This is a genomic window from Actinomycetota bacterium (assembly GCA_018830725.1).
Lineage (GTDB): Bacteria > Actinomycetota > Humimicrobiia > JAHJRV01 > JAHJRV01 > JAHJRV01.
The window spans coordinates 1-5,512 of the sequence record JAHJRV010000158.1 but is presented as its reverse complement, the minus strand read 5'-3'; the positions used below and the strand labels follow the sequence as shown (position 1 = coordinate 5,512).

General features: G+C 32.5%; 8 protein-coding genes and 1 tRNA gene. 6 read left to right on the top strand and 3 right to left on the bottom strand.

All coding sequences use genetic code 11. The annotated features are described in order from the left end of the window. Positions 1–35: 35 nt before the first annotated feature. On the top strand, positions 36–407 hold the full coding sequence (locus tag KKC53_07020) for a type IV secretory system conjugative DNA transfer family protein (protein MBU2598897.1): 372 nt from the start codon (positions 36–38) through the stop codon (positions 405–407). A gap of 58 nt (positions 408–465) precedes the next feature. Here the strand turns inward: KKC53_07020 and KKC53_07015 are convergent, their stop codons facing one another. Together KKC53_07015 and KKC53_07010 are read right to left on the bottom strand one after the other, a co-directional pair. Continuing rightward, a complete protein-coding gene (locus KKC53_07015) occupies positions 466–918 on the bottom strand; it encodes a retropepsin-like domain-containing protein (GenBank protein MBU2598896.1) in 453 nt (150 codons plus the stop codon). Beyond that, positions 919–1,110 carry a hypothetical protein gene (locus tag KKC53_07010; GenBank protein MBU2598895.1) on the bottom strand — a complete coding sequence of 64 codons (192 nt, stop codon included), beginning with the start codon at positions 1,108–1,110 and terminating at the stop codon, positions 919–921. Positions 1,111–1,326: 216 nt separating this feature from the next. Between KKC53_07010 and KKC53_07005 the strand changes: the two genes are divergently transcribed. From KKC53_07005 to rlmN, 5 genes are all read left to right on the top strand, one after another. Continuing rightward, positions 1,327–1,959 (top strand): hypothetical protein, encoded by a 633-nt coding sequence (locus tag KKC53_07005; GenBank protein ID MBU2598894.1) that lies wholly within the window; start codon positions 1,327–1,329, stop codon positions 1,957–1,959. Between the two features lie 747 nt (positions 1,960–2,706). Then, positions 2,707–3,069: a sulfite exporter TauE/SafE family protein gene (locus tag KKC53_07000; GenBank protein ID MBU2598893.1), complete on the top strand. Its 363-nt coding sequence runs from the start codon at positions 2,707–2,709 to the stop codon at positions 3,067–3,069. Positions 3,070–3,166: 97 nt separating this feature from the next. Beyond that, positions 3,167–3,240: transfer RNA gene (locus KKC53_06995), tRNA-Gln, on the top strand. A 256-nt stretch (positions 3,241–3,496) separates the two neighbouring features. After that, a complete protein-coding gene (locus KKC53_06990; GenBank protein MBU2598892.1) occupies positions 3,497–3,946 on the top strand; it encodes a flavodoxin family protein in 450 nt (149 codons plus the stop codon). 6 nt (positions 3,947–3,952) lie between these two features. Continuing rightward, complete coding sequence (gene rlmN, locus KKC53_06985) at positions 3,953–4,942, top strand: 23S rRNA (adenine(2503)-C(2))-methyltransferase RlmN (GenBank protein ID MBU2598891.1); 990 nt, start codon at positions 3,953–3,955, stop codon at positions 4,940–4,942. Between the two features lie 91 nt (positions 4,943–5,033). Here rlmN and dtd read toward each other — a convergent pair whose 3' ends face one another. Beyond that, positions 5,034–5,492 carry a D-tyrosyl-tRNA(Tyr) deacylase gene (dtd, locus tag KKC53_06980; protein MBU2598890.1) on the bottom strand — a complete coding sequence of 153 codons (459 nt, stop codon included), beginning with the start codon at positions 5,490–5,492 and terminating at the stop codon, positions 5,034–5,036. Between the last annotated feature and the right edge of the window lie 20 nt (positions 5,493–5,512).

Here is a 5,512-nt window from a genome sequence, read left to right as displayed (position 1 = left end):
TGATGGATAAGATTTGGTAGAATGATAGAGAAGGTTTGAGAGCGTTTAATTTTAGAGCCAAAAAAGCTCCTTTTTATCTTTATATTGATGAGTTTCAGAATTTTGCTACCCAGAGTTTTATTGAGACTTTAGGTGAAGCAAGAAAATATAGGCTTTCTTTAATTTTGGCTCATCAAAATTTAAGCCAGATGCCAAAAGAATTGCAAGCTTCCGTTCTTGCAAATTGTGGAGTTGTATCCTGTTTTAGGGTTTCCAGAGAAGACGCCCAAATAGGAGTAAAATATTTCAAGGATAGAAAAAAGATAGCCATAGAATATAAGAGAAGATTAAAGAAACTTACTGCTATTAAAGAACCAAAAACCTTTAGAGAGCCAAAGAAAAAAAGAGATAAAAACTTGACATTCTAAAATGTTAAGTAATGTCAATTTTTAATTTTTAGAAAAAAAGCCCATCGGTGGGTAATTTTTATTTCAGATTAATGATAATAACATCTGGATATTTAAAAGTAATCTCTAAATGCCTAAAAAAACCTACTGTCCCTAAAATGGCAGTTTGTTGAGGCATAGATTTAGGGAATTTTTCGTAAGCAAAAAGAACAAAGTCTTTGTAAATGATTGACTTTTCTTTGTTTTTTAAATCTTCAATATTAAAACCTATTCGATGGATATAACCTTCAATATGCCCTCCTCCCACACCATAGATTTTCCCTTTCCCCCCTTTTTCTATATTGAATCCAAGCTCTTCACCGAGCTCATGATCAATAATTGTTAAATCAGAGCCAGAATCAACCAAACCCAAGGGATAGACAATTTTAGATGTATTTTTGGGATTAAAAATTCCAAAACGAAGCCAAGGTAAAATTCGTTCTCTTTTCTGGTGTTTTGGGAAATCAATTACCCTATAATATGGAAACTCCATTTACCCTGCAAAAAGATGCTTTATTGGGACTGCTTTTAGGACGCTAGGATTTTCTATTCCTTTTTCCTTTGCCCTTTTTAATACTTCTTTAAGAGTTTTACCCCTAGCTATCAATTTCCGATTATCGGGGGATAGGGCAAGCCACCCCTTTTTATATTTAGATAAGATTTTACTTAAATCAATTGGACGCATTTTTATTTCCCTTATTACATTTTAATTTTATCAGAATAATTTAATTTTAAAGAAAAGGAGGTAATATGTCAAGCTTTCGAATTTCTACTCCTCTCCTTAATTTTCCACTAAACAGGTTCTAACATCATTCGTTGCAAATTTGTAAAAGCCCATCTCTGGGTAATTTTTATTTTAAATTAGCTTGTTTTTTAAAGTAAAAAAAGATAATCTTATAATATGGATAAAACTAGATTTTTAAACGATATTGTTTTTGGTTGGATAAAAAAAGATTTTGAAAGAATGCTACAGAGAATAAAAGTCATTCCTAGTGGACAGGGAAATATCAATTTCCCCCTTGCGTTGTGTGTTTTGGTAGATATGGAGTATTTAGGAAGCTTTCTTCTGGGGGGTGACTGTGGTTTTAATAATTGTGCTGGTAAATACGTTCAGAAATGTTTTAAAAAACCAAATGAATATCCCATAGAAATTTTAGGAGACATTTTTAGACACGGTTTAGCGCATGAGTATTTTGCTAGAGGAGGTATTTGTAGAGAAGGAATACGCCCCGCAGTTTTTAATGACGAGAAAATTGGTGTAATTCTTGATGCTGAAACTCTAGTCAAAGATTTTCTAGATTCATTAGAAAAATTCAAGGATGAGTTATCAGAAGAAAAATATAAGATAAGGATGGCGCAAGCTAAAGAAACAATTAGAGAAAAGTTGGATAAACATCAGGAATTAATTAATAACTTACCCAAAAAACCTACTCCTACTAATTCAATTTCTGCTTCCACCACTATTGTAACTGGAGAAAGTATTCCTTTTAAACAAATATCAACCCCTCCTTCTCATGAAGAAGACGAGGATTAGGTTTAAGAAATTGGAATTTAAGAAGCGATGTGATATCCAACTAATTACTACTGCTACTAATGGAACATAATTTTAACTCTTTATAGAGCCGTTTAATCCTAAGCAATCTTTCCTTCATCACAGCCATATACTTTTAGTCTCAAAAATTATAATAATTTTTGAACTGGGGAGCAAAAAACTTGACATTCTAGAATGTCAAGTAAATGTCAAGTTTCATTAAATGACTTTTAAGAATTTTTGCCTTTATTTAAACCTCAAACCCCATTTTCTGAATATAAAATAAGGGTGAGGGAGCGAGCGTAATCCAGCAATAGCGAGTGACCGAGCCCAACAAATAGAAAATAAAATTAACAATAAAAATAACAAAAATATATAAAGTCGGAGGTAAGATTTTAACGTTTTAAATTCCTTTTCTTTGACTGATGGATAAGGTTTGGTAAAATGATAGAGAAGGTTCGCAAATCTTTATCTTTAGGCAGCTATTTTTTAGATTAATGATACATAATTATTTAGCAATTTATTTACAACTATGAACTTCATTTATAACACCTTCAGAAGAATTCATTAGGAGTCAAAAAATTATTTTCTTAATACTTAATACAAAAAATAATTAATTCTTTTTCATATTGACTTTGTGATTCTTTAAAATTTAAATTTTTTGACACGTATGAATTAGGTTGTATAATCTGTAATACATTTTTTAATCTAAATAAATGCAATTCAATTAAAAATTAAAGGAGAAAGAATATGGTTAACATTATTCTTTATATACTGATTGGATTATTATCAGGTACTATTAGTGGTTTAATTGGCATAGGAGGAGGTGTAATTATTGTACCATCACTGATTTATCTTTTTAAATTATCACAACAACAAGCTCAAGGTACAACATTGGCATTATTAGTTCCTCCTATTGGCTTGCTTGCAGCTTGGACTTATTATAAACATGGTTTTGTAAATTTAAATATGGCAATATTTATCTGTTTAGGATTTTTTATTGGTGGTTTAATTGGTGCAAAGATAGCTATTGGATTATCAAGTGAAATATTAAGAAAATTATTTGGGTTTGCTTTATTTCTAATATCCCTACATATGATTTTTACAAAATAAAATATTTCAATTTTTTTTGATATACTATCTTTAGATATAAAATAAATAAATAAAAAATCTTAAATTAAAAATAAATATAATTTAATCTAAATCTTAGTGGGGAGTCGTCTAGTGGTAGGACGGTGGACTTTGGATCCACAAGCAGAGGTTCGAGTCCTCTCTCCCCAGCCATCCGTTACTTTCATTTCTTTCAGTCAACAAGTCCCAGGGTTTTTCCCACTGTATCAGAATTTTCTTATCCAGCAGGTGGTGGTTCGTGGGTGCAACGCACCCTTAGCAAAAGTAAATTTTAAAATATACTAGTACATGCTTTTGCTTTCCAATTTTACATTTTTACTATAGTAAAAAAAGAAGTAAGTTTTATATAATCCCACGCTTTATACTATAATGATTAACAAGACAAAATTTTTAACAACGGGGGTATGCAATGAAGACTTTAATTGTCTATGACTCGGTCTATGGGAATACGGAGAAAATTGCCAAAGCTATCGGTGATGCTATTACCGGTGAGGTTAAAGTGCTCCGTGTGGGTGAAGTGGATTCTTCCGAATTGAAAGCATTTGATCTTCTCATCGTCGGTTCTCCGACCCAGGGAGGCAGGCCGACGCAGGCAATTCAAGACTTCCTTAAAAAAGCCCCACTGCCTGCTTTTAAAGGTACTAATGTAGCTGCGTTCGATACCAGATTCTCGACGAGACTGGTCAGAATCTTTGGCTATGCCGCAGGAAGAATCTCTGGCAGTCTGAAAAGAAATGGCGCGACTCTCATAGTGTCACCTGAAGGCTTCTTCGTTAAAGGCACCAAAGGTCCGCTAAAAGAGGGTGAAGTTGAGCGTGCTGCCAGTTGGGCGAAAGTGATTGTTAAGAGTAAAAAGTAGTTCAAGATGGAGAAAGTTTTAGAGAAAGAACCCCAATATAGATTAGAACAAGCAAAAAAAGCAATATTCTGTGACTTAATTGAAGACTGGTTCAAGGCCTCCACTTTACCCTTATCTTTACGAAAAAAACTGAATGAAGAGTGTCCTCTTGATATCCGAGCTCAAACCTCAACTTCCAAAGACAAAAGAGCGGTAAAGGTCTTAATTACCTTAAAAGACGGTTTAAAAATTGAAAGCATTTTGATGCGACACAAAGATGGAAGAAACACAGTTTGCGTTTCTTCTCAGGTCGGCTGTTCTTTAAATTGCCCTTTCTGTACCACAGGTAAGATGGGATTTAAGAGAAACTTAAGTGTTCTTGAAATTTTAGAGCAGGTTTTATTTTTTGCTCGCTATTTAAAGAAATTGAAAGCAAAGGTTTCCAATGTTGTATTTATGGGCATGGGAGAGCCCTTTTTAAACTATGAAAATGTAATGGAAGCCATAAAAATTTTAAATGATAAAGAAGGGTTTAATTTGGGAGCCAGGCATTTTTCTATTTCCACCGTGGGCATTGTAGAAGGAATCCAAAAATTAAGTGAAGGAAGATTACAGATAAATTTAGCCATTTCCCTTCATTCACCAGATGATAAATTGCGCACAAAAATTATACCAATAAATAAAAAATACCCCTTGGAGAAGGTCTTAAAAGCGGTCAAAGATTATATTAAAAAAACCAATAGAAGAGTGATGTTTGAGTATATAATGATAAAGGATTTGAATGATTCTGATGAGTGCGCTCTTAAATTAGCTAAATTAGTAAAAAAGATACCTCTCTCTTTTCTGAATTTAATTTCTTACAATCCCACTGGGGTTTTTCAACCTTCTCTACCTGAAAGAATTAGAAAGTTTAAAGAAATTTTGGAAAAAGAGGGAATAACAGTAACTCAGAGATATCGCTTTGGTCTAGATATTGAAGCTGCTTGTGGTCAATTAGCTACTAAAGCGAACTCATAAAATATAGAATATGTTCTAAAAATCTATTTCTCACTACTGTATTAAAAGCTCCTGTAAGTTTTAAATCTTGCTCATTTTTTTCTCTACTGCATTACGTTTTTCTAATTTTTTCAGAACTATCTAAAAATATTGTTACTGGACCATCATTAAAAATTTTTACAAGCATTTTAGCTCTAAATTTCCCTTTTGATGTTTTTATACCATGACTTTTTAATTCATCTATAAACATTTCAATAAGAGTATCTGCTTCTTGCGGTGATGCTGCTTTAGTAAAACTTGGTCTTCTCCCCTTTCTCACATCATCATATAATGTAAATTGTGATACTACTAATGCTTCACCCTCTATATCCAATAAACTAAGGTTAAACTTTCCCTTTTCATCTTCAAAAATTCTAAGATTGGAAATCTTATTAGCTAAATACTTTATATCCTTTTCAGTATCCTTTTCCCCAACCCCCAATAAAATAACCAAACCTTTCCCGATTTCTCCTACAATTTCGTCTTTTACTTCAACAGAAGCTTCCTTTACCCTCTGAATTAAAGCTCTCATATAGTAATCCTAACAATTTA